The sequence below is a fragment of the Rhodopseudomonas sp. P2A-2r genome (assembly GCF_026015985.1).
Lineage (GTDB): Bacteria > Pseudomonadota > Alphaproteobacteria > Rhizobiales > Xanthobacteraceae > Tardiphaga.
This window is the reverse complement of the sequence record NZ_CP110389.1, coordinates 989,739-1,012,500: the sequence shown is the minus strand read 5'-3', so window position 1 is coordinate 1,012,500 and position 22,762 is coordinate 989,739. Positions and strand designations below refer to the sequence as shown.

The window sequence follows — 22,762 nt, the reverse complement described above, 5'->3', positions numbered from 1 at the left end:
CGTTACGCCACCTCGCGCTTCGCCGCGACGCCGGCCAACGCGCCGGCGACGCGGACGCGGACGCGCAGCGAATTTCCCGGCAGATAGGCGATCGGCATATCCTCGACCTCGATGGTCTTCAGGCTCGCGGGATCGGCGCCGGCGGCAACCGCCTTGGCTTCGGCGATCTGCAGCGCTGCGGCGATCGCGTCGTCGCGGCTGAGTTCGCGGAACACTTGGTCGGCCTCGCCGCTGACGCGCGCAATCGCTGCACCGACGGCATTGGCGCAATCGCCGAACGGCACCCGGATGATTTCCGAAACACCGGCCAATTGGTCCGGCACCAGGAAGGCGCCGCCGCCCACCGCCACCAGCGGCGCATCGGCCGCCTCGGTCTTCATGCGGTCGATGTTTTCTTCCAGCAGGCGCCTGGCGTCAGCCAGCGACGCGTCGATCAGCTCCTTTGAAATCGACGCGACGCGCGAGCGGTCACCGATATCCAGCAGGCCGGCGGCGACCGCGATATCCGTCGCGGTCAATTGCTTGCCGCCGAACACCAGCGCGTCTTCGGTCAGGCGATAGCCGACGCTGAGCGGGCCGACTTTTGCCGAGGTCGCATCGACATGGCTGCCGCCGCCGAGCCCGATGGACAGCAGGTCGGGCATCCGGAACAGGGTGCGCACGCCGCCGACCTCGACCACCGCATTGGCCTCGCGCGGAAAGCCGTGGCGCAGCTGGCCGATATCGCTGGTGGTACCGCCGACATCGACCACCATGGCATCCTCGCGGCCGGACAGATGTGCCGCGCCACGCATCGAGTTGGTGGCGCCGGACGCAAAGCTCATCACGGGAAAGGCGATGGCGGTCTCGGCCTGCATCACCGTGCCGTCGTTCTGGGTCAGGAACAGCGGCGCGTCGATGCCGCTCTCGGCAATCGCCTTGCGAAACGCGGCAACGGTCTCGACCGCGAGGTCGTGCAGCACGGCGTTGAGCAGCGCGGCATTCTCGCGCTCCAGCAGGCCGATGCGTCCCAGATCGTGCGACATGGTGACCGCCACATCCGGACAGACCTCCTGCAGGATATCGCGTGCCGCCACTTCACAGCTCGGATCGAGCGGCGAGAAGATCGACGACACGGCTACCGAACGCAGTCCGGCATCGCGGATTTTTCGCGCGGCGCTGCGCATCGCCGACGTATCGAACGGCATAATCGGGCGGCCGTCAAAATCGTGGCCGCCTTCGAGCATGAAGGTCTCGCCGTGCACCTTTTCGGCGAGGTCCGTGGGCCAGTCGCAGAATGGCGGCAGTGACGCGCTGACCGGCATGCCGATGCGGATCGCAGCCACCTTCATCAGGTGCTTGCGCTGCACCACGGCGTTGATGAAATGCGTAGTGCCGATCACCACCGAATCCACCGGGCCGCGCGTCACCGGATCGGCGCGCAGCGCCTTCAGCGCGTCGAGAATGCCGGAAGTGACATCCAGGGTGGTCGGGCGCTTGCAGGCAAAAATGACCTTGTCGCCGTCCAGCAGCACGGCGTCGGTGTTGGTGCCGCCGACGTCGATTCCAATGCGTCGCATGTCGTTATACTCCTGCGCCTGCGTGCGCATCGAAAAGAGAAACGAAGTCGAGGTCGTAGCCGAAGGCCCGCGGGCCGACGAATTCGAGACCGCATTCGCTCGTGAGCACCGGTGGCGCCTGCATTGCCACCACGGTGACGCGCTGGCCGTAGCGCACCGTCTCGGTGCCCACCGCGTGGCCGGACAGAGTCTCCAGCACGCAGATCAGGTCCGGGCACATGGCCACCGCCTTGCCCTCGCGCCAGGCGACGATCCATTCATTCTGGAACGACAGATCGAGCCGGCTGCCGCGATCGTCATCGATGCCCTCGATGGCGATCGAACCGCGCAGAAAACCCTCCGTGGTGCGGCGCTCGACGTCGACCACCTTGCCGGTGAACAGCCGCTTGCCGCCTTCGCTGTCGAGCAGCGCCGCGATCGGATCGGTATGCAGCCGGTTGGCCTCGCGCACCAGCGTGCCGATGCGGATCGCCGCAGTGGTGGTGAAGTGGATGCCCCAGTCCTTGACCTCGCGGCCGGTGCGTGGCGCCTTGCAGGTCGAGGCGATGGAGCCCATCTCGACGCAGATCTTGCGGCTGGCGCGCTCCATCCATTTCCAGGTCGGCACCTTGGTGACGATCGCCTCGATGCCGCGCGGATCGTACAGCGTGCACGGATAGGGCCGCAGCCCGCCGATCGCCACCGAGGTCATCTGCGCTTCCGGGAAGGCGCGTCCCATGCAGTCGGCATCGACCACGGGAATCCCGAGATGGGCCGCGGCCATCAGCGCCTGCATGCCGTTGCCGCCGCCGATCTCCACCGACATCACGGCGCGGAATTTGAAGCCGCCGAATTCCTGCTGGATCTCGACGGCGCGCGCGATGCTGCGGCTGTCGGTCAAGCGTTCCTGCCCGACCAGCGGTGCGCCCATGTTGGACACGACAGCCACATGGTCGTCGTCGCCAAGATCGAGCGGCGACATCAGCTGCACGCGGTGGCCCTGGGCATAGAGCTGGCGCAGGTTGAGCAGGCCCAGATAAGGACTGCCGCCGCCGCCGGTGCCGAGGATCCAGGCGCCGACCGCCAGCGATTCGATATCCTCCGAGGTGATCTCGGTGAGTGGTGCCGCGTTCATGTCGTCAACTCCTCGACGACGCGCGCTGCCGCGGCGATGGCCAGAATGACAGGGCCGTCATAGGCCCCGCGAACCCGCGCCTTGTTGGCACTGGTGTAGCCCATGCAATCCATCACCACGAGATCTGGCTTCAGCGCCGCCATTTTTTGCGCAGCGGCGTCGATGGCGGCATCGTCCGATCCTGGCTGCATGGTGACGCCGACGACCTCGACGCCGTCGCGCTGCCATTTTTTCCGATCAGTTCGGTCTGCGCCGCCAGCGGCGAGAACACGCCGAGCCGACCCTTGGGCAGCACCGCTTCCACCAGCTTGTGCAGCACCGCCGACGGCAGGATCACCAGGCCTTCGGGCGCGATATTGGGAAATTTGCCGGTGCAGGCGAGCATCGTGACCTTGATGCCCTCACCGGCGAACTTCTCGATCTGCCTGGCCGCACGGGCTTCCACGGCCTTCTTGCTGAGGGTAACGCCATCGCCGTTCGGCAGCAGGGTGAACAAGGTGTCGTAGCCATCAACCGGCGGAATCGCGTCGATCTCGGCGCGGGTCATGCCGTCGAGGGCGCCGCGCAGGTCGATCTGCATTCCCGGCGACAGCACCGCGGCGATTTCGCCGGCGACGGACGGTCGCGGGCTCTGGCCAATCACGACCACGCCCATGCGTTGTTGCTGCATGCTATCAATCCTTCAAGATCACGATGTCGGATGGTGTCCAGCGCAGCGTCACTGCAGCGCCGGCCTGGAACAGCTCGTGCGAGCCGTTGTTGGGTTGCTGCGCCAGCAGGCGACGGCCCGCGGCCTCGATGCGGTACAGCACCGAGCCGCCCTGGAAGTTGGCGCTCTCGACAATGCCGTCGAGACCGTCGCCGGTCGGCGCCGCGAGCCGGATTTTCTCCGGACGCAACGCGACGGACAACGGTCCGGTGGTGCCGGGCTCTCCGGCGAGCTCGATGGTCATGTCGCGATCGACCTTTAGCAAAACCTTGCCGGCGTCGCGGATCACCTCGCCGCGGAACAGGTTGGTGTCGCCGATGAAGTCGGCGACGAAGCGCGTGCCGGGCCGGTCGTAGATCTCCGATGGCGTGCCGATCTGCTCGACTTTGCCGGCGTTCATCACCGCAATGCGATCGGACATGGCGAGCGCCTCTTCCTGGTCATGGGTGACGAACACCATGGTGAGACCAAGCTTACGCTGCAGCTGCTTCAGTTCGAACTGCATCGATTGCCGAAGCTTCTTGTCGAGTGCGCCAAGCGGCTCGTCGCACAGCAGCACGCGCGGTTCGATGACGATGGCGCGCGCCAGCGCGACGCGCTGCTGCTGGCCGCCGGACAATTGCCCGGGACGGCGATCCTCGTAGCCGACCAGTTCGACCTGGGCCAAAGCGTCGGTGACTTTCCGGCCGATGGTGGCGCGGTCCATGCCGCGCATGCGCAGCCCGAAGCCGACGTTTTCACCGACCGAACGGTGCGGAAACAACGCGTAGTTCTGGAACACCATGCCCATGTCGCGCTTGTGGGCGGGGACATGGGTGACGTCGGCGCCGCCGACCCTGATGCTGCCTTCCGTCGGCGTCTCGAAGCCGGCGATCATTCGCAGGGTCGTGGTCTTGCCGCAACCCGACGGTCCGAGAAGGGAGAAGAACTCTCCTCCCGGATCGCCATGTCCACTGCGTCCACGGCACGGGTGCGACCGTCATAGGTCTTGGTGACGCCGACAATGTCGATGGCCGCGCTCATGCCCGGAAGATACGGTTCACGCGCGCGTCGATCTCGTCCTTGCGCGCGTTGTACCATTTCCAGTCGGGCTGGATCAGCGTAGCGACCTTCGCCGGCGTCGTCAGCAGTTTATCGTTGTACCTGTCATCGAGCTTCACCTTGCTGTTGGCCGGCGAGTACCACACAGATTCCGCCAGCGTCTTCTGCACGCTGGGGCTCAGCATGTAGTTCACGTAGGCATTGGCGAGCTCGCGGACCTTGGTGCCCGGCGTCAGCGTCAGCACCTGCTCCAGCGCCATCACGCCCTCGGACGGCGCGACGAAGGCGGTCGGCTGGTTCTGGCCATCGTAGCGCAGGATGCCGGAATCGTGGATCACCGCCAGGCCGACCTCGCCCGACAGGATCATTTTTTCCATAGTGCCGGTGAAGTCGGCGAGTTTCATCGGCTTGACCTTCTCCAGCGCCGCATAGGCGGCGTCGAGGTCGGTCATGCCCTTGCCGTACAGCATGCCGCTCATCATCACGAACGCCTGTCCGAGGCTGTTCACCGGGATGACATAGCCGCCGCGCACGCCGTCATAGGACCTGTCCCAGAGATCCTTCCAGGACGTGACCTTGCCGTAGCCCTTGTCGGTGCGCATGCCGAGGCCGATGGCGCTGGTGAAGATGGTGACGCCGACGATCTTGTCGCTGACCGCGTAGGGATAGACGTCGGCAATGTTCGGCACCTGCTTGGCGTCGATCTTGGCTTCGACGATGCCCATCTCCAGAGCCGCCCACTGCTCATTGGAATTGGTGTGCAGCACGTCGTAGACCGGATTCGAGCGCGAACTCGCCTGCAGCTTCGGCAGGAACGGGAACGCGGTGTCGGTCTCCACCTTGCACTTGAACTCTTTCTCGAAGGCCGGAACGACCTCGGTGGACATGGTCTGTCCCCACTTGCCGCCCCATCCGGTGATGCGCAACGTCGCCGCCTGGGCACGCGCGACATGGGGAGCTGCAATGAGGCCAGCACCTGCCGTAGCGGCCACGGCGAGAAACCGGCGTCGATTCACGGGCTTGCGGATGATGGTCACAGAATGATCCTCTCTTCAGAAATGAACGTCAGAGTTGGGCGGTGGACCGGAGCCCGACCGTGCGGTCGAGCCCGATGACGACCAGCACGGCAAGCACGATCGAAACCACCGAAGCGGCGCCGATCGTTCCGTCCAGATCGAATTTCAGATAGTTGAACAGGGTGATGGGTAGCGTCTCGTGGCCCGGCGACACCAGGAACAATGAGATCGGGAACTGGTCGAACGACACGATGAAGGCGAATACCGCACCTGCCATGACGCCGGGTTTTGTCAAAGGCAACGTGACTTCGAAATAAGTGCGCAGCGCCCCTGCCCCGAGGTTCTGTGCGGCTTCTTCCAGCCGGGTGTCGAAGTTGTGCAGCACGGCCAGGGTCGTGCGCACCACGTAAGGGATCGACACCAGCGTGTGGCCGAGCACCAGCCCCCAGGTCGGGCGGCCGACGTCCAGCAGCACGTAGGTCTGGAACAATGCGAGGCCAGTGAGAATCGCCGGCAGCATCAGCGGCGACAGCATGATCGCGGTGATGGCGCGGCTGCCGGGTAGCCGTCCGCGCGCCAGCGCCAGCGCCGCGCTGGCGCCGAACACGGTCGCGGCCACCGTGGTCAGGACCGCGACCTTGAGGCTGAACCACAGGGCGTTCATGAAATCGCGCGAGGCAAAGAACTTCTCGAACCAGCGCATGGAGACGCCGACCGGGGAAACTGGATATAGGGCGTGGGGTTGAGCGCGAACACGAAGACGATGGCGATCGGCGCCAGGAGGAACACCAAGACGCCGATATTGAAGGCGAGATAGCAGAAACGGCCGAAGCGCAGGGAGAGCGGTGCTGATGTCATAGCGGCCCTCACTGCAAATCGCGCTGGCCTGAGATCATTCCCAGGATGCGGTTATAGGCGATGATCAGCACCAGCGAGATGGCCAGTAGAACCATGCCGAGCGCCGCGGCAAAGCCGACATTGAAGCTGGACGAGATCTGCTGGTAGATCAGCATCGGCAGCGTCATGATCTGGAAGCCGCCCATCAGGATCGGCGTCACGTAGGCGCTGATGGCCAGCGCGAACACCAGCAGCGAGCCGGCGAGAATCCCCGGCAGGCTGAGCGGCAGCGTGACCTCGAAGAAGGCGCGCAACGGCGAGGCACCGAGATTCTGCGCGGCATGTTCGAGCCGTTCGTCGATGCGGCTGATCACGCCGACCAGGGTCAGCACCATATAGGGGATGTAGATATGCGTGAGGCCGAGCACGATGCTGAATTCGTTGTACATCAGCGGCAGCGGTTTTGAGATCAGGCCCAAGCCGGTCAGGGTCTGGTTGATCACCCCCTTGTCCGACAGCAGCGCCATCCAGGCGAAGGTGCGGACCACGATGCCGGTCAGCATCGGCGTCAGCACCGACATCATCAGCAGCGCATAGGCGGTGCGGCCACGAATCCGGGCCATCCAGTGCGCCAACGGGTAGCCGATCAGCAGCGCCGCTACGGTGGTCAGCAGGCCGATGCGAATCGTGGTCCAGATCACCTCGAAGTAATACGAGTCCGACAGCATCCGCGTGTAGAACTTGGCCGTGAAGGTGACGTTCGGCTGCACCACCGGATTGCCGGACAGCACGCTGATCAGCGCCATCAGGCCCATGGGCAGGAAGAAGAACAGCGCGAACAGCAGCGCGCTCGGCGCAATCAGCCAGGCGATCGGGGAAACGCCGGTGCGGGTTACGTTCATTGCGCCGCCGCCTTGCGTACCGGCACGGCGTCGTCCAGCGCCAGCCACACCGGATCGTCGCACAGCCGGCCGAGTTCGACCGCCGTGGCGCGCAAAATCTGCCACAGCCGGGCGCGCTCTTTGGCGGAGGTCAACTGGCTCGGAAACGACAGCGCGACCCCGACCGTCTCGCCGGTGTCGCGGTTGCTGACCGCAAAACCCAGCGAGCCGACCCCGGGCAGCGATTCCTCGGTCGCCGACGAATAGCCGGTGCGGCGAATCTCATTGATGCGCACCATCAGTTCGGTGATGTTGCGCGGCGCGTTGGGCGGCACCGCGGGAAAAGGTTTTGCGAGGTTGGCGCGGATCTCGGCGTCGCTCAGCCGCGCCAGCATGGCGCGCCCGTTCGACGTCAGGAAAGCCGGCGTCCGCACGCCGGGCGGCGACACCACCTGCAGCGGATTGGTGCCGCGAACCACGCGCAACACCACCTGTTCGCCGCCATCCAGCACCGCGACATAGCCGGTGTGCCCGGTGGCGGCACAGACGTCGCGAAGATGCTGTTCGGCGAGCGCCACGAAGTCGTTCTGCGAACGATGCAGCCGACCGAGTTCGAACACCAGCAGTCCCGGCCGGTAGCGGCGCGTCGTCGCGTCCTGCTCCAGCAGTCCGCACTCCTTGAGTTGACGCAGCAGGCGCGAGGTCGAGCTCTTCGGCTTGCCGGTCAGCCGGATCACATCGGCATTGCTGATCTCCGGCTGCTGCGGAGAGAAGCAGCGCAGGATCTCTATGGCGTTGTCGAGGGCGCTCATGGCTGAAGATCCGAAGCGTTCCATAAAATGGAACCATGTTGTTAATTGTGGAACTGATCGATCCCGCCGTCAATCGGTCGGTGCGCGGCAATTTTGAACAATTCGCGCTGAAGATTCGCGCAATTGGCTGATATTTGGATGGCGCGGGAGCGTCAGGGAGCACCCGCCTGCGCCAGCGCGACGAGTTCTCGCCTGCGCAGACGCGTTGCGCGCGCTCGAACAAAGACGGCAAAGAACCGCAACCTCCGTGGTGCCGACGGCACGGACGACGAGATTGGTGGTGACGGCCCGCACCCAGCTGTGCGGAACATCGGACGATCGGCCGGGGACGCTCGACGCGCTGCGATGGGATTGATAAGCCCTGCCTGCAGGAGCCTTTGAGTCGACATGACCGTTGCGATCGAGATGGGACAGACGACGGCGGGCGCCGCGGTGACTCTGGACCTTGAGGAACTGCTGGCGACCCGCCTTCTGGTGCAGGGCAATTCGGGTTCCGGCAAATCCCATCTGCTGCGCCGGCTGCTGGAACAGAGCGCCCCATGGGTGCAGCAGACGATCATCGATCCCGAAGGCGACTTCGTGGCGCTGGCGGACCGTTTCGGTCACCTCCTGATCGACGCCGAGGAACACACCGAACGCGGCCTGCAGGTGGCGGGCGAACGCGCGCGCATGCATCGCGTCTCCACGGTGCTCAATCTCGAGGGGCTCGACGCCGAGAACCAGATGCGGCGCGCGGCGGCGTTTCTCAGTGGACTGTTCGAGGTCGGCCGCGACCACTGGTACCCGATGCTGGTGGTGGTGGACGAGGCGCAGCTGTTCGCGCCCGCCATCGCCGGCGAGGTCTCTGACGAAGCGCGCAAGCTCTCGCTCGGCGCCATGACCAATCTGATGTGCCGCGGTCGCAAACGTGGGCTGGCCGGGGTGATCGCGACCCAGCGCCTCGCAAAACTCGCCAAGAACGTCGCGGCCGAGGCGTCGAATTTCCTCATGGGCCGCACCTTCCTGGATATCGACATGGCGCGCGCCGCCGATCTGCTCGGCATGGAGCGGCGGCAGGCGGAATCGTTTCGCGACCTCGAGCGCGGGCAGTTCATGGCGCTCGGCCCGGCGCTGTCGCGCCGTCCGCTCGGACTGCGGATCGGGGCCACGGAGACCCAGCCGCGCAATGCGATCCCGCGCTTAATGCCGCTGCCGGAAGCAACATTGGACGCCCATGCCATGATCCTGGCAGCGCCGCCGCCGGAGCCGACCCGGCCGCAGCGCCGTGCACCATCGTCGCCGGATCTCCTCGGCCAGCTCATGGCGGCGAAGTCCGCAGCGCTGGAACTTCGGCCGGACGTGGCGGAGACACCGATCAGCGCCGAGGAACTGGCGAAGCGGCGCATGCGCGTCGACCGCGTTCTGCAAGCCTTGATGGCCGAGCCCGATGCAGGCTTCCGGGTCGTCGGCGTGCTCTATCAGGAATTCGTGGTCCGCTGCCGCATCGAGGGGCTCGGCGCAGCCGTGCCGGACCTCGACGACTTCCGCCGCATGCTGACGCGCGCCCGCGCCGGGCTGGGTTCCGACATGGCCGCCGACGACACCTGGCAGGACGTCTCGGTGCGCGCCTCCATCCTGCCCGAGGATATGCAGGGCGTGTTCATGATGATCGCGCGCGCGGCGAAAGAGGGCTGGCCCTGCCCCGGCGATGCCGCGATTGCCCGCGCCTATGGTTCGCACTCCCTGCGCCGCGCCCGGCGTCTGCTCGATTACATCGAGGAACAGGGCCTCATCGTATGCCAGCTCGACGGCGCCGGCCGACGCACGGTGACGCTGGTCGAACTGGCCTGGGCGACCGCGCCAGGAGATCCCAACGCCGAGGAACTGGCGACCGAACAAGGCCTGTGATGGCGCAGGCCGCCGCGCGGTGTGCTACAGTTTCCGACCGGTCCGCGCGCTGCGGCTGCGCATGGTCAGCATCTATCCATTGAAGGAGTTCCGGGCGTGAGCGTTGCCTTCACCAAGGAAGACAGTGCCGAAACGGCAGCGGAGACCCTGCTGCCCGACCGCCCGGTTTCGCCGCATCCGAATCGCGTGACGCCCGCCGGATTGAAGGCACTGGAGCTTCAACTCCAGCAGGCGCGCGAGGCCTACGAAACCGCGCAAACCATCGAAGACGTCAATGAGCGACGGCGGCAGGCGGCGATCCCGTTGCGCGACGCGCGCTACTTTGCGGCGCGCGTTCGAACCGCAGAGGTGGTCGACGCGCCTGCGTCAACGGACACGGTTGCCTTCGGCCGCACCGTGACCTTCAGGCGCGACGACGGCCGCGTGCAGACCTATCGCATCGTCGGAGAGGACGAAGCGGACCCCAAGGCCGGTTCGATTTCCTTCGTCGCACCGGTCGCGAGATCCCTGATGGGCAAAGCGGTCGGGGATGTCGTCGGCCCATCGGGTCAGGAGCTCGAGATCATCGCGATCGCGTAGCAAGGCCGCCACCCGGAATATCCCGGCGATGCTGAAGACCGCGCTCGCCAACGACGATCTCAAGTTTGATCCTCAAATTTGAAGCCGCTTGATCTTGTCCGGACGCCGGAGCTTTTGGCGGTCCCGGACGCAGTGCACGACGCCTCCTGACGGAGGCGCATTGCACTGCGTCTGGGACACGGTTTCCTTGAGAGGAAGCCGGCTCTAGACGGGCTGCAGGCCGAGCGCCTGCGCGCTCTCGATCCAGATCGGGAGTTCGCGCTGATACAGAGCGTTGGTCTCCTTGAAGCCGAGCGCCGGCTCCAGCACGAAGGTGGCGAGCACGTCCCTGACCTTCGGGTCGTCATTGGCGGCCACCAGGAGCTGCGCCAGCCGATCGACGATCGGCTGCGGCGTCGCCTTCGGCAGCGCCCAGCCGGTGAAGCCGCTGACGGTGAAGAACCGCGATGTTGCGCCCTGTTCGGGCAGCGTCCCGACCTTGGGGATGGCGTCGACCTTCTTCGAATGCACCGCGAAGGCCACGCCGCGATTGCTCTGCAGGACCGATTGCGCACCGGTGTAGCTGCCCATCGCGGCGTCCAGCGTGCCTTCGGCCAGCCCGGTCCACATCGGCGCTTCACCGCGGTAGTGGATCGGTTCGATGGCGAGGCCATACTGCCAGTTGAGTTCATTGATCGTCATGTGCGGCGCGGAGCCCGCGCTGTAGGTCCCGAAGTTCACCTTGCCGCTCTTGCGCGCAAAAGCGACGAATTCATCGAGCGTCGTGACGCCGGACTTCGTGCTCGCGACCAGCGGCAGCCCGGCCCCCGGGATGACGCTGACGAGTGTCAGGTCCTTGTCCATGTCGTAGCCCGGCGTCTTCATCATGACCCGGTTCATCACATAGGTGGTCGAGATGGAGCACAGCATGGTGTGGCCGTCGGGCTCCGCCCGCGCGACTTCCGCCGTACCGATGGCGCCGGCAGCGCCCGCCTTGTTTTCGATGACGACGGTCTGCCCCACCTGTTTCGAAATGAATTCGCCGAACGCCCGCGCCAGCATGTCGGTCTGGCCCCCGGCCGGGTAACTGCAGATCATGCGGATCTGCCGCGATGGCCAGGCCGCTTGCGCCGAGGCCTTGCGCACGATGAAAGGCAGCGCGGCGGCAGCCGCCCCGGCCACGATGAAGCCGCGGCGATGAGTGAGTTTGGACATGGTTTCCCCCGTATTTTTTAGGACGTTAGCGCAACGCCCCGGCTGCGGCCATGTGCCGGCCCCGGACAGATTGGCGCACCCGAGGGGGCTCCGACATTCCCGGCATGCGCCGTCTGGATCGGCGCGCTGCGATGCACTAGTGTCCGGCCGAGCTCTTCAAAGATGGCTCGTCAGGCCGCAAAGGCCTGGCATCAAACAACTTCTGGGACGAGGCACCATGGCGCGTAATATTCTCATTCTCGGGGCCTCGTACGGCTCATTGCTGGCGACCAAACTCCTGATGGCCGGTCACAACGTGACGCTGGTCTGCCGCAAGAAGACCGCCGAGCTGATCAACCGCGAGGGCACCGAGGTCCGCATCAAGCTGCGCGACGAAGCGACGCACCGGGCGATCTTCTCGCGCGACCTGCCCGGCAAGCTCGACGCCACATCGCCGGATAACGTCGACCTGTCCCGCTACGATCTCGTCGGCCTGGCCATGCAGGAGCCGCAATACACCAATCACACGATCCGGGTTCTGATGATCAAGATTGCCGCGGCCAAGCTGCCGTGCCTGTCGATCATGAACATGCCGCCGCTGCCCTATCTCCATCGCATCCCGGCGCTGGCAGACATGAATCTCGAGGAAGCCTATACCAACGCCCAGGTCTGGGAGCGCTTCACACCCGGACTGGTCACCCTCTGCTCGCCCGATCCGCAAGCTTTCCGCCCGCCCGAGGAAGCCGCGAACGTTCTTCACGTGGGCCTGCCGACGAATTTCAAGGCGTCGATCTTTGCCGACGAGGCGCACAACCTGCTGCTGCGCGAGCTGGAGGCGGACATCGACGCGGTCAGGCTGGATGGGCACGACGTGCCGGTGAAGCTCAAGGTGTTCGATTCGCTGTTCGTGCCGCTGGCGAAATGGTCGATGCTGCTGACCGGCAACTATCGCTGCATCACGCCGGAGGAGCCGCAGTCGATCCGCGATGCCGTGCATGGCGACCTGAAGGTCTCGCAGTCGATCTACGACCATGTCGATGCCATCGCGCGCCGCCTCGGCGCAGACCCGCAGGACCAGGTGCCGTTCGAGAAATACGCCAAGGCGGCGGAGAGTCTTCTCAAGCCGTCATCGGCGGCCCGCGCGGTGGCCAACGGCGCGCCCTTCATCGAGCGCGTCGACCTGCTGGTGAAACTGATTTCGCATCAGCTGGGCATGCCCAACGCCAATATCGACCACACGGTCCAGGTCGTCGACCAGAAGCTCAACGAGCGAATCGAATCGAGCGCGGGGATCTAGCTTCCCGCGCTTGAGTAGCACGCAAAAGTGCTGTCCTGGCCCAGGGTCCGCGCAAGGACCCTGGCAATGCCCGTGGCCGGCGCCCGGCATCATCGAACACGCGTTCCCGATCGGAAACCGAGCATTGCTCAACTAATAACCAGCGGCGCGAAAATTATCTTAACACATTCTGGACACAATGGCCGGCGGACACATGAGAAGCCCGCCGCGCGACCGGGCGCCACCATACGGAACATCACATGGTTGCAAATCTGAGCCTGAAAGCCCGGATCACCGCGGCGTTGGCAATATCGGCCGCAGCGACGGCCATTGCCGTGCTGTTCGGAGCCATGTGGATCATCGGCGGCATCGTCGACCGCGCCGATCGTGAGGAACTCCAGGGCAACTACGATGCATTCCAGTCGCGGCTGATGCAGGAATCCCAGCGCGCGGCAGCCATGAGCGCCGTGGTGGCAAACATCCCGGCGGTCCAGGATGCGGTGGCGCGCAACGATCGCGAGGCGCTGGTGCAGTTGTTCGGACCGGGCTTCGCCCAGCTCAAGTCCGACTACGGTGTCGATCAGTTCCAATTCCATACACCGGCAGGCCTGTCCCAGTTCCGGGTGCATCAGCCCGCCAAGTTCGGTGACGACCTCTCCGGCTTCCGCAAGACCGTCGTCGTTGCCAATTCCACGATGAAGCCGGTGCTGGGGCTCGAGGGCGGTGTTGCCGGTCTCGGCATTCGCGGCGTCGTGCCGGTGGCGCAGAAGGGCAAGCATCTCGGCACCGTCGAGTTCGGGCTGACATTCGGCCAGGGCTTCTTCGATGAGTTCAAGCGCGCGCGGAACGTCAATGTCGCGTTTCATCTCGCCGGGAATGGCGACTTCAAAACCTTCGGCGGTACGCTGGGCGGCAAGACGTTCTTCGATGCCGGCGCCTATCGCAGCGCCACCAACGGCAGTTTCATCATCCGACAGGGCGCGCTGCAGACGACGCCCATCGTCGCATTGCTCGGCCCGGTCAAGGATTTCTCCGGCCAGCCCATCGGCGCCGTCGAGATCGTCATGGACAACAGCGAATATGTGGCAGCCATTGCCCATGCGCGGCTGCTCGTGGCCGCGATTGCCGCCTTGTGTCTGGTCCTCGCCATCGCCGGCGGTTTGCTGATCGCCCGCGGCATTTCGCGGCCCATCCTTGCCATCACCGAGGCGATGCGTGAACTCGCCGAAGGCAACCTGTCGGTCGCGCTGCCGCAGCACAGCGGCAAGGACGAAGTCGGCCAGATGGTGCAGGCCGTCGACATCTTCAAGCAGAATGCGATTCGTGTCAGCCGCTTCCAGGTCGACCAGGACGAAAGCCAGGCCAAGGCCGAACAGGAGAAGCGCGCCATCTTCGCATCGCTTGCCGACAGGTTCGAGGGCAACGTCCGCAAGGTCGTCGACAACGTATCGTCCGCCGCGGCAGAGATGCAGAACACCGCGCAGTCCATGTCGTCGGTCGTCGAGCAGTGCCGGGCGCAGTCTGACGAAGTCTCGGGCGCATCGCTCTCGGCCTCCGACAATGTGCAGACCGTGGCCGCGGCATCCGAGGAATTGTCGTCCTCGATCGGCGAGATCAACCGGCAGCTCGCGCAATCCTCCGCCGCGGTCGGAAAGGCGGCCGACAGCGGCCGGCGCTCCAATGTGCGCATGCAGAGCCTGGCCGCAGCGGCGCAGAAGATCGGCGATGTTGTCGCCTTGATCAATCAGATCGCCAGCCAGACCAATCTGCTGGCGCTGAATGCCACCATCGAGTCGGCACGTGCCGGCGAGGCCGGCAAGGGATTTGCTGTGGTGGCGGGCGAGGTCAAGTCGCTGGCGACACAGACGGCCAAGGCCACCGAAGATATCCGCGCCCAGATCGCATCGATCCAGAGCGAGACCAATGCGGCCGTGGAAGAGATTCAGGCGGTGTGCGCCACCATCGACGAGGTCGACAAGATTTCATCGGCCATTGCCGCGGCCATCGAGGAACAGGGCGCCGCGACGCAGGAGATCGCCCGCAACGTCAGCCAGGCCGCTGCGCGCACCGACGACGTGTCGCGCAACATCACCAGCGTGACATCGGGGATTTCCACCACAGGCTCCGCCGCACAAAATGTCCTGGGCTCGGCGACCAGACTGGCCTCGCAATCCGAAGTGCTGCGCGGCGAGGTGGATCGTTTCCTGGCAAGTATCAGAGTCGCATAGCGCCGGCAGCGCTTCGCCGGCCGTTCGTGTCGTCGACGTCGTTCGGCGCCCCGAGGCAACGTTCACCGGTGCGAGCTCGGCGATTGGCGGGGAATGGTTCGGCAGGCGCCTTCGCGGGCGCGGCTTTGCATCCTTGTGCAGTAGCGAACTAATGACGCCGCCGTGATCGCTGCGCGCACTTGATTGACTTCTGACGACGCGATGACAGACTGGCGCAAAATCCAGGGGAGGATCGCGGTGGCAAACCTCGCGGCCCGGAATCACGTCGAGCGGGTCCTTGCGGTCGCCGCAAGCGAGATGGCTGTCGAGGGCGAACCACGCATCGTCAGGTCCTGGAAGCGATGCCTCGTCGATCACAAGCTGGATCCGGCCCGCGCCGGGCCGCCACGCACGCTGATGCAATCCGAGCTGAAGTACCGCGCCGAGCGGGTCGACCGCCTGCTCCATTTGGCAATGCCCGAACTGGACAATCTTTACGGACTGGTGCGTGACACCGGCTATTGCGTCAATCTTGCTGACGCAAATGCGACGATCCTGTTCAGCCGCCTGCCCGACGGCGAAGCCGCAACCCTCATGCGGCAATGGAAGATCTACACCGGTTCGGTATTCGCCGAGGCCACCGAAGGTACCAACGGCCTCGGCACGGCGCTCGCCGAGCAGCGGGCCATCCTTGTGCATCGCGATGAACATTTTCGCGAACAGTGGTCGATGTTCAGTTGCGCGGTGGTGCCGGTGTTCGACCATGCCGGCCATCTCGCAGGCGCGGTGAACATCACCTCGTGCCGCGGCGATCTCGATCGCGCCGCGCACCAGCTCGCGCTGGCCCTCACGACGCAGGCGGTGCGGCGCATCGAGGAGGCGATATTCCGCTCGAGCTTCCATGACGGCTGGATTGCCACCTTGCCCGGCGGCAGTGCGATGATCGCCTTCGACGACGATCAACGGGTGCTTGGCGCCAGCCGCGCCGCGCGCGACAGTCTCGGGCTGTCCGACGCGATGATCGAGACCGGGCATCCGCTGTCGCAATTCATCCAGTTCGACAGCACGTCGGCGCGCCGGCCCGGCGTGGCACAGGCGCTGCGCGATCGCGAAGGACGGCACCTCGGAGAGGGGCATGTATCGAGTCCGACACGCGCCCGACGGCCGGCCGCGTCGCACGCCGCGCGTACGGCCGATCGGCCGGCGATCCATCACGAGGCGCTTGCCGAACTCGCCGGCGGCGATCCGGCGCTGCAGCGAAGCGTCAGGCGCCTGCTGATGGTCGTCGACAAGGATATTCCGGTGCTGCTGCGCGGCGAGACCGGCAGCGGCAAGGACGTTTTCGCCCGCGCCATTCATGCCGCCAGCGGCCGTGCCGGCGGCCACTATGTGGCGCTGAACTGCGCGGCGATGCCGGAAAGCCTGATCGATGCCGAACTATTCGGCTATGAAAGCGGGGCTTTTACGGGCGCACGCCGCGACGGCTCCAGGGGCCTGATCGTGCAGGCCGACGGCGGGACGCTGTTTCTCGACGAGATCGGCGACATGCCGCTGGCGCTGCAGACGCGGTTGCTGCGCGTGCTGGAAAACCGCGAGGTGTGGCCGCTCGGCGCGCGCAAGCCGGTCGCCGTCAACATCCGCCTGGTCAGCGCGACACATCGCGACCTCGAAGCCATGGTGGCCGAAGGCGGCTTCCGCGCCGACCTCTATTATCGTCTCCGCGGGTTGCAGGTCGATCTGCCCGCCTTGCGCGCACGCGCCGACAAGACCGAGCTGATCGCCCGGATCGCGGCCGAGGAAGCGCCGCAACTGCGCATGTCCTCCGCGGCCTGGGAGACGCTGCTGGCGCATCCGTTTCCCGGCAATATCAGGCAATTGCGGCATGTGCTGCGGCTGTCCGCCTGTACCGCGGAGGGCGGCATCATCGCCGAAGCCGATCTCGACCTGCCGCCGTGCAGCGACGGCGCGACGCCCGGTCTCAAGGCAGCAGAGCGGCACGTCATCGCCGAGGCGCTCAACCGGCACCACGGCGACGTCGCAGATGCCGCGCGAACGCTGCACATCAGCCGCGCCACACTGTACCGCAAGATCAAGGCGCTGAAGATTGCGGTGACGGACCACTAGCGCCTTTGCATCGGGCCCATCGCCATCCTCATGGTGAGGAGCGCGCCGCTTGGCGCGCGTCTCGAACCATGAGATATTGCGCGCCGAGCTTGCGGCCATCCTTCGAGACGCGGTCGAAGGCGACCGCTCCTCAGGATGAGGCAAACCGTCCGTAGCTCTTCAGGATGAGGGAGAGTTTGTGGAGCTCCATCATGAGAAGATGCTCCAGCTGAGCTTTCTCGCCTCGAGATCGCCCAGCGAGACCGCGTCCCTGATGGCGTGGACGCCGTGGAACGCGCCATTGAGGTAGAGCAGCGGTGACGCCGCGCCGCGCATGCCGGCATCGCGCACATCGCCGACGAAAACCGAATGCGTCCTGGTCTCGAATTCCTGCCGCAACTCACAGTCGAACGACACGATCGCCTCCTCCAGCACCGGCGCACCAGTCACCCGGGTGCTCCAGCGCCCGAAGCCGAACCGGTTTTCGCCATCAAAACCCTTCTGTCCGCTGAACGTCAGCGCCAGCGGCATATGCTCTTCGGCGAGAAAGCTGACGCCAAAGCAGCGCTCCTCGCGAATGCGCGGATTGGCGCTGGCCTTGCGATTGACGCAAACCAGCAGCGACGGCGGGTCGTCAGACAGCGAGCACACTGCCGTCACCGTCAATCCGGTTCTGCGGCCCTCCTCGCGCCCGACGGTGACCAGCGCCACCGCGCCGGCGCAGTGACGCATCGCCTTCCTGAAGTCATTTGAGTCCATGGGGCATCCTGTGTCGGATTCGTAGTGCGTAGGGTGGGCAAAGGCGCCCTTGCGCCGTGCCCACCATTGTCGCGCGATGGTGGGCACGCCTCGCCGCGCGATGCGCGGTAGAGGCTTTGCCCACCCTACAGCGACGATGATCAGGCAGCCTTGCCGATCCCCGGTTTGAGATGCGCGAGGCGTGGCAGCACCTCCTGCTTCAGCAGGCGCAGCGAATTGTGCCAGGCTTCCGGCTTGTGCTTGTAGTCAAAGCCGAACACCAGCAGCGTGCCGAAGCCTCCGACCTCATGATAGATCTTCTCGATCTTCTCGGCGACGGTGGCAGGCGAGCCGATGATCCAGTTATGCCTGGCGCAATATTCCACGGTGACATCGCTGTCCGGCACGTCCGGCGCGTGCTTGAGATAGTCCTTGAAGCCGAAGTGGCCGAGCAGCTGCAGGAAGTACTCGCCCATCATCCGGCCCATCATGTCGCCGACCGACAGCCGCCACGCTTCCTCGTCGGTATCGGCCACGAACACCTCGCGCACCATGCGCCAGTCCTGCCGGTTGGGCTTTCGCCCGGTCTTCGCTGCGCCGATTTCGACGGAATCCCAGTGGCTCGAGACGTAGGCCGGATTCAGGTTGAGGCTCATGGGAATGTAGCCGCGTTCGCCGGCCAGTTTCAGCGTATCGGAGCCTTTGCTGAGGCCGGCCACCGCGATCGGCGGATGCGGCGCCTGCAACGGCTTGATGTGCGGCTTCAGGAAGTCGAACATCACGTCCGGCTTGGAGACGGTCCAGTACTTCCCCGTATAGGTCCACGGCGCGTCATCGGACCAGAGCTTGAGGATGATCTCGAGCGCCTCGCGGGTCATGTCGCGATTCTGGCCGGACATGCCGTCGACGTTGAACATCGCCCAGTCGCTCGGCAGGCCCGACGCCGCAACGCCGAAATTCAGCCGGCCTTCGGAGAGATGATCGAGCATCGCCACGCGGTTGGCGAGTTCGGCGGGATGATGATACGGTAGCAGGAATCCGCCAGGCCCGAGACGAATGTTCTTGGTTTGCAGAAAAGCCTGCGCCAGCAGCAGATCGGGCGCCGGATGCGGCTCCCACGGCGCGGTATGGTGCTCGCCGATCCAGGCTTCCTGATAGCCGAGTTCATCGGCCCAGCGCAGCACCTGCAGATCCCAGTCGTGCCCTTCTTTCAGCCCGCACTCCGGCGGATGCGAAGGCATGGTGAAGTATCCAATCTCCATGGCAATTCCTCCCAGTCGTTTGCTCCAAACGCGTCTTGCGCGCGTTGAAGGACACTGGAGCAAGGCCCGTGCCATGGCCCGGAAACCGCTATCGATCGGGATTTGCGACTGATATCAGCCGCCGCAATCGCAACCGCGCAGCAAGGCGGCTGTCGAAGTCTCAGGATTGAGAAGGATACGTCTCACATCTGAGACGCGTGCACCCACGCGCAGCGTGTGGCAGGCGCGAATAGCAAAGGCGTATCCAATATGGAACTGGCGATCCCGGCATGACTCGAACATGCGACCTACGGTTTAGGAAACCGTCGCTCTATCCGGCTGAGCTACGGGACCGCACACCCGGCAAGCGCGGGTGCTTGGTCCACTCCATACCAGAGCCGCGGCGCCGTCGCCACCCCGACGCCAGCGCGACGGCGACCGCTGCGCCGGGGCGTGGGGTGCGGAAATCCGCCCCGCGCGACAGGAAAAGCGGCCTGCCCGGTTGAAACCGGGGCCGATAATGGCGACAATTGGCCGTCACAGACCTCATTTCGGACGTAACGCCGGTGACCACGACCGCCAGATTCATGGTTTTGAACGCCGCCTTCGCCAGCAGCCTCGCGCTGATGCCGACGCCGGCCGGCGCGCAATGGTGGACCGCGGCGCCCGCCGATTTCGAGGACTGCGCCGAACGGGCCGAGCGATCCGGCGGCGGCGGGGACGCCAAGGCCTCGCTGCTGGCCGACTGCGAAGCCAGGTTCGCGGGCCGCCGCAAGGCCGGCGGCGGCTACACCTATCACGACTTCATGCAGAACCGCAGCTTCGACATCGCAGGCCCCAATCCCACGGCGGCCGAACAGAGGATGATCGACGAGCAATACGCCGCCTATCTCGACGGCCACCGCCGCAGCATCATCGTCGCAGCCTTTGCCGAGAAACAGCGCCAGCAACAATTGCAGCAGCAGGCATCGCTCGAACCCGACAAGCCTGCGCCGATCGTCGCGCCCCGGCAGACCCGGCCGGTGGCCGTCGTCAAGCCGCGGCCGCGGCCGAAATCCGCGGATTGCACCGATCCGCTGGCCTGCGGCTGGTCGCGGCTGTCGTCGGGCCTCAAGGATATCACGAAGACCCTGTTCGGCCCCCGGCAAAAACCAAGCGCAGCTAGGCGATCCGTCGCCGCGAACCGCTAGTCGGCGCTGATCTGGCTGGCGTAGTCAGCTGCCGTCGCCGGCACGAGAGCAGTCGCAACGAGACCGGCCGCAAGCAGCCATATCTTCGGATTCATGAAGTCTATCGAGCGGCCTTGCCTCAGCGAAGACCGCGCAGCGGCTTGTGGGGACGCCGTACATGCAGCCGGGGCCGCGAGATGGTCGCTGGCGGGAACATGGCCGCGCGCCGTTCGGCCAGTCGCGCGTCGTAACCGGGCGACGGCGTCACCGTCGGCGGTGCGGCCACGACCGGCGATGCGGTCGAGCCCAGAAGGCATGAAACGACCGCCATCACGGCGATCGTTTCATGTAGCAGTTTGCTCTGAAGCTTCACAGACATCTGCCGCATGGTCATTCCATCCGCCATCTGCACGGCCCCCAAGCGCCACGCGCAGGGGGCCGAATCAGCTTCAAAGCCGAATATTACTTCTTGGCCTTTTTGGCGGCCGACTTCTTGGTGGTCTTGGCGGTCACGGCCTTCTTGGCCTTGCGACGGCGATGACCGAGCGGAATGCCGAGCTTGATGGCCTTCTGACGCAGCGAACCACCGGTACGCTTCATCTCCTTGGAGATCTTCTCCAGCGGAGTCTGCGCCTTGGAATGCGCCTTCAGCGTCTTCACATCTTCCTTGGTGTATTCGCGACGAACGAGTTTCTTCTTAGCTTTCTTGGCCATATCTGCTCCGATTTAAAGTTGAGTCCTGCGATCAGCACGCGCGGTGCTGATGCTATGAAAGGGATCAAACGCCGGGATCGACGCGCGAACGCGCTCACCACCGTCAAATCACGCGCTACCTATACTAGAGAACAACTGATTGACATAGCCCCCTGCGCCAATACGTCATGTTCTCAATAGGACGACCTGCTCCCGTACCACGTCGCACTCATCAAGTCATTGTTGAGTAAGAGAATTCATTTACTAGCTGTTGACTCAAATTCGGCGCCTGGCCGTCATTCCCCCGTTACTTTGCGAAACTCATAGATCAAATTAAGTTTTGTTTAGGGCGGAAGATGCTACCTGCTGGATTTTAGGGCCGTGAAAGGCTTTTCGCATGCTCTCCGCCGCAGCTCGTCTCATTGACCGCTTCCGCCGCGCGCATCGCGGCAACGTCGGCATCGTCTTCGCGCTCACCCTTGTACCCACGATATCGAGCATCGGCTACGCGATCGACTATTCCCGGGCTGCTCAGATCCGCACCAAACTACAGACGGCGATCGACGCCGCCAGTGTCGGCTCGGTCGCCCAAAAATCCCCGGGCTTCATCGCCGCAGGCTCGATGAGTTCGGACGGTGTCATTCCGGCAGGCGCGACCGACGCGGTCGGAATCTTCAATGGCAACATGGTGGGACAGACGGGCTATACGCTGAACAGCGTTACCGCCACGGTCACGAAGGCGTCCAACCAGGTCACGTCCACGGTGCAGTTCTCGGCGCAGGTGCCGACGACCTTCCTGTCGATCATCGGCCGGAACGTCATGACGGTCACCGGCACGTCGACGTCGGTTGCGACCATGCCGCTCTATATCGATTTCTATCTGTTGCTGGACAATTCGCCATCGATGGGCGTGGCCGCGACGCCGGCTGACATCACATTGCTGCAGTCCAAGACAGGCGGCTGCGCGTTTGCGTGCCACGACACCACCAACGCGAACAGCAACTATGTCATCGCGAAGAAGTGGAACGTGACGACACGAATCGACGTCCTGCGGACGGCGACCCAGCAGCTGATGGACACCGCCACTGCGACTGCGACCTATCCGAGCCAGTTCAGAATGGCGATCTACGACTTTGGCGCGTCATCCGCGACCATCGGATTGCGGAACCTGTTCTTGCTCTCATCGAGCCTCTCGAGTGCCAGGACGGCCGCCGGTAATATCGACCTGATGGCGGTCGCCGGCCAGAACGACTCCTTTACGGCCGACAAGGACACCCCGTTCACCAGCGTCTTCCCTGCGATCAACAATGCGATCAGCTTGCCGGGCACCGGCACATCGTCGTCGCCGCTCAAATATCTGTTCTTCGTGTCCGATGGCGTCGCCGACGAGGCCAACGCGGGCTGCCTCAAGCCGCTGCAGGGTTCGAATCGCTGCCAGTCGCCGATCAATCCGGCACTGTGCACGGCCATCAAGAACCGCGGCATCAAGATCGCGGTCCTGTACACGACCTACCTGCCGCCGACCGACAACTGGTACAGTACGTGGATCGCGCCGTTCAATACCGGGCCTTACGGCCCCTCTCCGAACAGTGAAATCGCACAAAACATGCAGAGTTGTGCATCACCCGGCTTCTATTTCGAAGTGAGCCCGACCCAAGGCATCTCCGAGGCCATGAACGCGCTGTTCCAGAAAGCCGTCGCCAACGCCCGCATCGCTAGCTGAGGCG

16 protein-coding genes, 1 tRNA gene and 4 pseudogenes are annotated in these 22,762 nt (G+C 64.8%); 7 read left to right on the top strand and 14 right to left on the bottom strand.

What is annotated here, in order from left to right; all coding sequences use genetic code 11:
• Positions 1-2 precede the first annotated feature (2 nt).
• The 8 genes and pseudogenes from ONR75_RS04695 to ONR75_RS04660 all read right to left on the bottom strand — a co-directional run bounded on the left by ONR75_RS04695 (position 3) and on the right by ONR75_RS04660 (position 7,969).
• Complete coding sequence (locus tag ONR75_RS04695; protein ID WP_265081598.1) at positions 3-1,559, bottom strand: hydantoinase/oxoprolinase family protein; 1,557 nt, start codon at positions 1,557-1,559, stop codon at positions 3-5.
• 4 nt (positions 1,560-1,563) lie between these two features.
• Entirely contained in the window at positions 1,564-2,673 is a 1,110-nt protein-coding gene (locus tag ONR75_RS04690) for a DUF917 domain-containing protein (RefSeq protein ID WP_265081597.1), read from the bottom strand.
• A pseudogene (locus ONR75_RS04685) lies at positions 2,670-3,328 on the bottom strand (AroM family protein). The gene ONR75_RS04690 and the pseudogene ONR75_RS04685 overlap by 4 nt, the downstream one beginning before the upstream one ends.
• A 19-nt stretch (positions 3,329-3,347) precedes the next feature.
• Positions 3,348-4,405: pseudogene (locus ONR75_RS04680) on the bottom strand (ABC transporter ATP-binding protein).
• Positions 4,402-5,460 carry an extracellular solute-binding protein gene (locus tag ONR75_RS04675; RefSeq protein WP_265081596.1) on the bottom strand — a complete coding sequence of 353 codons (1,059 nt, stop codon included), beginning with the start codon at positions 5,458-5,460 and terminating at the stop codon, positions 4,402-4,404. Before ONR75_RS04675 ends, ONR75_RS04680 begins: the two are co-directional and overlap by 4 nt.
• 28 nt (positions 5,461-5,488) lie before the next feature.
• Positions 5,489-6,297 (bottom strand): annotated as a pseudogene (locus tag ONR75_RS04670) (ABC transporter permease).
• 8 nt (positions 6,298-6,305) lie between these two features.
• Positions 6,306-7,178 (bottom strand): ABC transporter permease, encoded by an 873-nt coding sequence (locus ONR75_RS04665; protein WP_265081595.1) that lies wholly within the window; start codon positions 7,176-7,178, stop codon positions 6,306-6,308.
• Entirely contained in the window at positions 7,175-7,969 is a 795-nt protein-coding gene (locus ONR75_RS04660; protein WP_265081594.1) for an IclR family transcriptional regulator, read from the bottom strand. Before ONR75_RS04660 ends, ONR75_RS04665 begins: the two co-directional genes overlap by 4 nt.
• A gap of 387 nt (positions 7,970-8,356) precedes the next feature.
• On the opposite strand from ONR75_RS04660, the gene ONR75_RS04655 reads away from it, so the two are divergent.
• The gene (locus ONR75_RS04655; RefSeq protein ID WP_265081593.1) at positions 8,357-9,856 is read left to right on the top strand and encodes an ATP-binding protein; all 1,500 of its coding nucleotides are present in this window, start codon (positions 8,357-8,359) and stop codon (positions 9,854-9,856) included.
• A 96-nt stretch (positions 9,857-9,952) separates the two neighbouring features.
• On the top strand, positions 9,953-10,435 hold the full coding sequence (gene greA / locus ONR75_RS04650) for a transcription elongation factor GreA (protein ID WP_265081592.1): 483 nt from the start codon (positions 9,953-9,955) through the stop codon (positions 10,433-10,435).
• A gap of 204 nt (positions 10,436-10,639) precedes the next feature.
• Here greA and ONR75_RS04645 read toward each other — a convergent pair whose 3' ends face one another.
• Positions 10,640-11,629, bottom strand: coding sequence for a Bug family tripartite tricarboxylate transporter substrate binding protein (locus tag ONR75_RS04645; RefSeq protein WP_265081591.1), 990 nt, complete (start codon positions 11,627-11,629; stop codon positions 10,640-10,642).
• A 217-nt stretch (positions 11,630-11,846) separates the two neighbouring features.
• Between ONR75_RS04645 and ONR75_RS04640 the strand changes: the two genes are divergently transcribed.
• The 3 genes from ONR75_RS04640 (at position 11,847) to ONR75_RS04630 (ending at position 17,215) form a co-directional block, all read left to right on the top strand.
• Entirely contained in the window at positions 11,847-12,905 is a 1,059-nt protein-coding gene (locus tag ONR75_RS04640; RefSeq protein ID WP_265081590.1) for a ketopantoate reductase family protein, read from the top strand.
• Between the two features lie 239 nt (positions 12,906-13,144).
• The gene (locus ONR75_RS04635) at positions 13,145-15,112 is read left to right on the top strand and encodes a methyl-accepting chemotaxis protein (protein WP_265081589.1); all 1,968 of its coding nucleotides are present in this window, start codon (positions 13,145-13,147) and stop codon (positions 15,110-15,112) included.
• 237 nt (positions 15,113-15,349) lie between these two features.
• Complete coding sequence (locus ONR75_RS04630) at positions 15,350-17,215, top strand: sigma-54-dependent Fis family transcriptional regulator (protein WP_265081588.1); 1,866 nt, start codon at positions 15,350-15,352, stop codon at positions 17,213-17,215.
• Positions 17,216-17,404: 189 nt separating this feature from the next.
• Here ONR75_RS04630 and ONR75_RS04625 read toward each other — a convergent pair whose 3' ends face one another.
• The 3 genes from ONR75_RS04625 to ONR75_RS04615 all read right to left on the bottom strand — a co-directional run bounded on the left by ONR75_RS04625 (position 17,405) and on the right by ONR75_RS04615 (position 19,527).
• A complete protein-coding gene (locus ONR75_RS04625; protein WP_265081587.1) occupies positions 17,405-17,953 on the bottom strand; it encodes a flavin reductase family protein in 549 nt (182 codons plus the stop codon).
• A 140-nt stretch (positions 17,954-18,093) separates the two neighbouring features.
• Positions 18,094-19,194, bottom strand: a complete 1,101-nt coding sequence (locus ONR75_RS04620) for an LLM class flavin-dependent oxidoreductase (protein ID WP_265081586.1) — start codon at positions 19,192-19,194, stop codon at positions 18,094-18,096.
• Between the two features lie 256 nt (positions 19,195-19,450).
• Positions 19,451-19,527 (bottom strand) — tRNA-Arg (locus ONR75_RS04615).
• A gap of 212 nt (positions 19,528-19,739) precedes the next feature.
• Here ONR75_RS04615 and ONR75_RS04610 point away from each other — a divergent pair.
• A complete protein-coding gene (locus ONR75_RS04610) occupies positions 19,740-20,363 on the top strand; it encodes a hypothetical protein (protein WP_265081585.1) in 624 nt (207 codons plus the stop codon).
• A 118-nt stretch (positions 20,364-20,481) separates the two neighbouring features.
• On the opposite strand, the gene ONR75_RS04605 is transcribed toward ONR75_RS04610, so the two are convergent.
• Positions 20,482-20,736, bottom strand: coding sequence for a hypothetical protein (locus ONR75_RS04605; protein ID WP_265081584.1), 255 nt, complete (start codon positions 20,734-20,736; stop codon positions 20,482-20,484).
• Between the two features lie 137 nt (positions 20,737-20,873).
• Positions 20,874-21,056 (bottom strand): annotated as a pseudogene (locus ONR75_RS04600) (hypothetical protein); the annotation flags it as partial.
• A gap of 376 nt (positions 21,057-21,432) precedes the next feature.
• Here ONR75_RS04600 and ONR75_RS04595 point away from each other — a divergent pair.
• Entirely contained in the window at positions 21,433-22,758 is a 1,326-nt protein-coding gene (locus ONR75_RS04595) for a TadE/TadG family type IV pilus assembly protein (protein WP_265081583.1), read from the top strand.
• Positions 22,759-22,762: the final 4 nt, after the last annotated feature.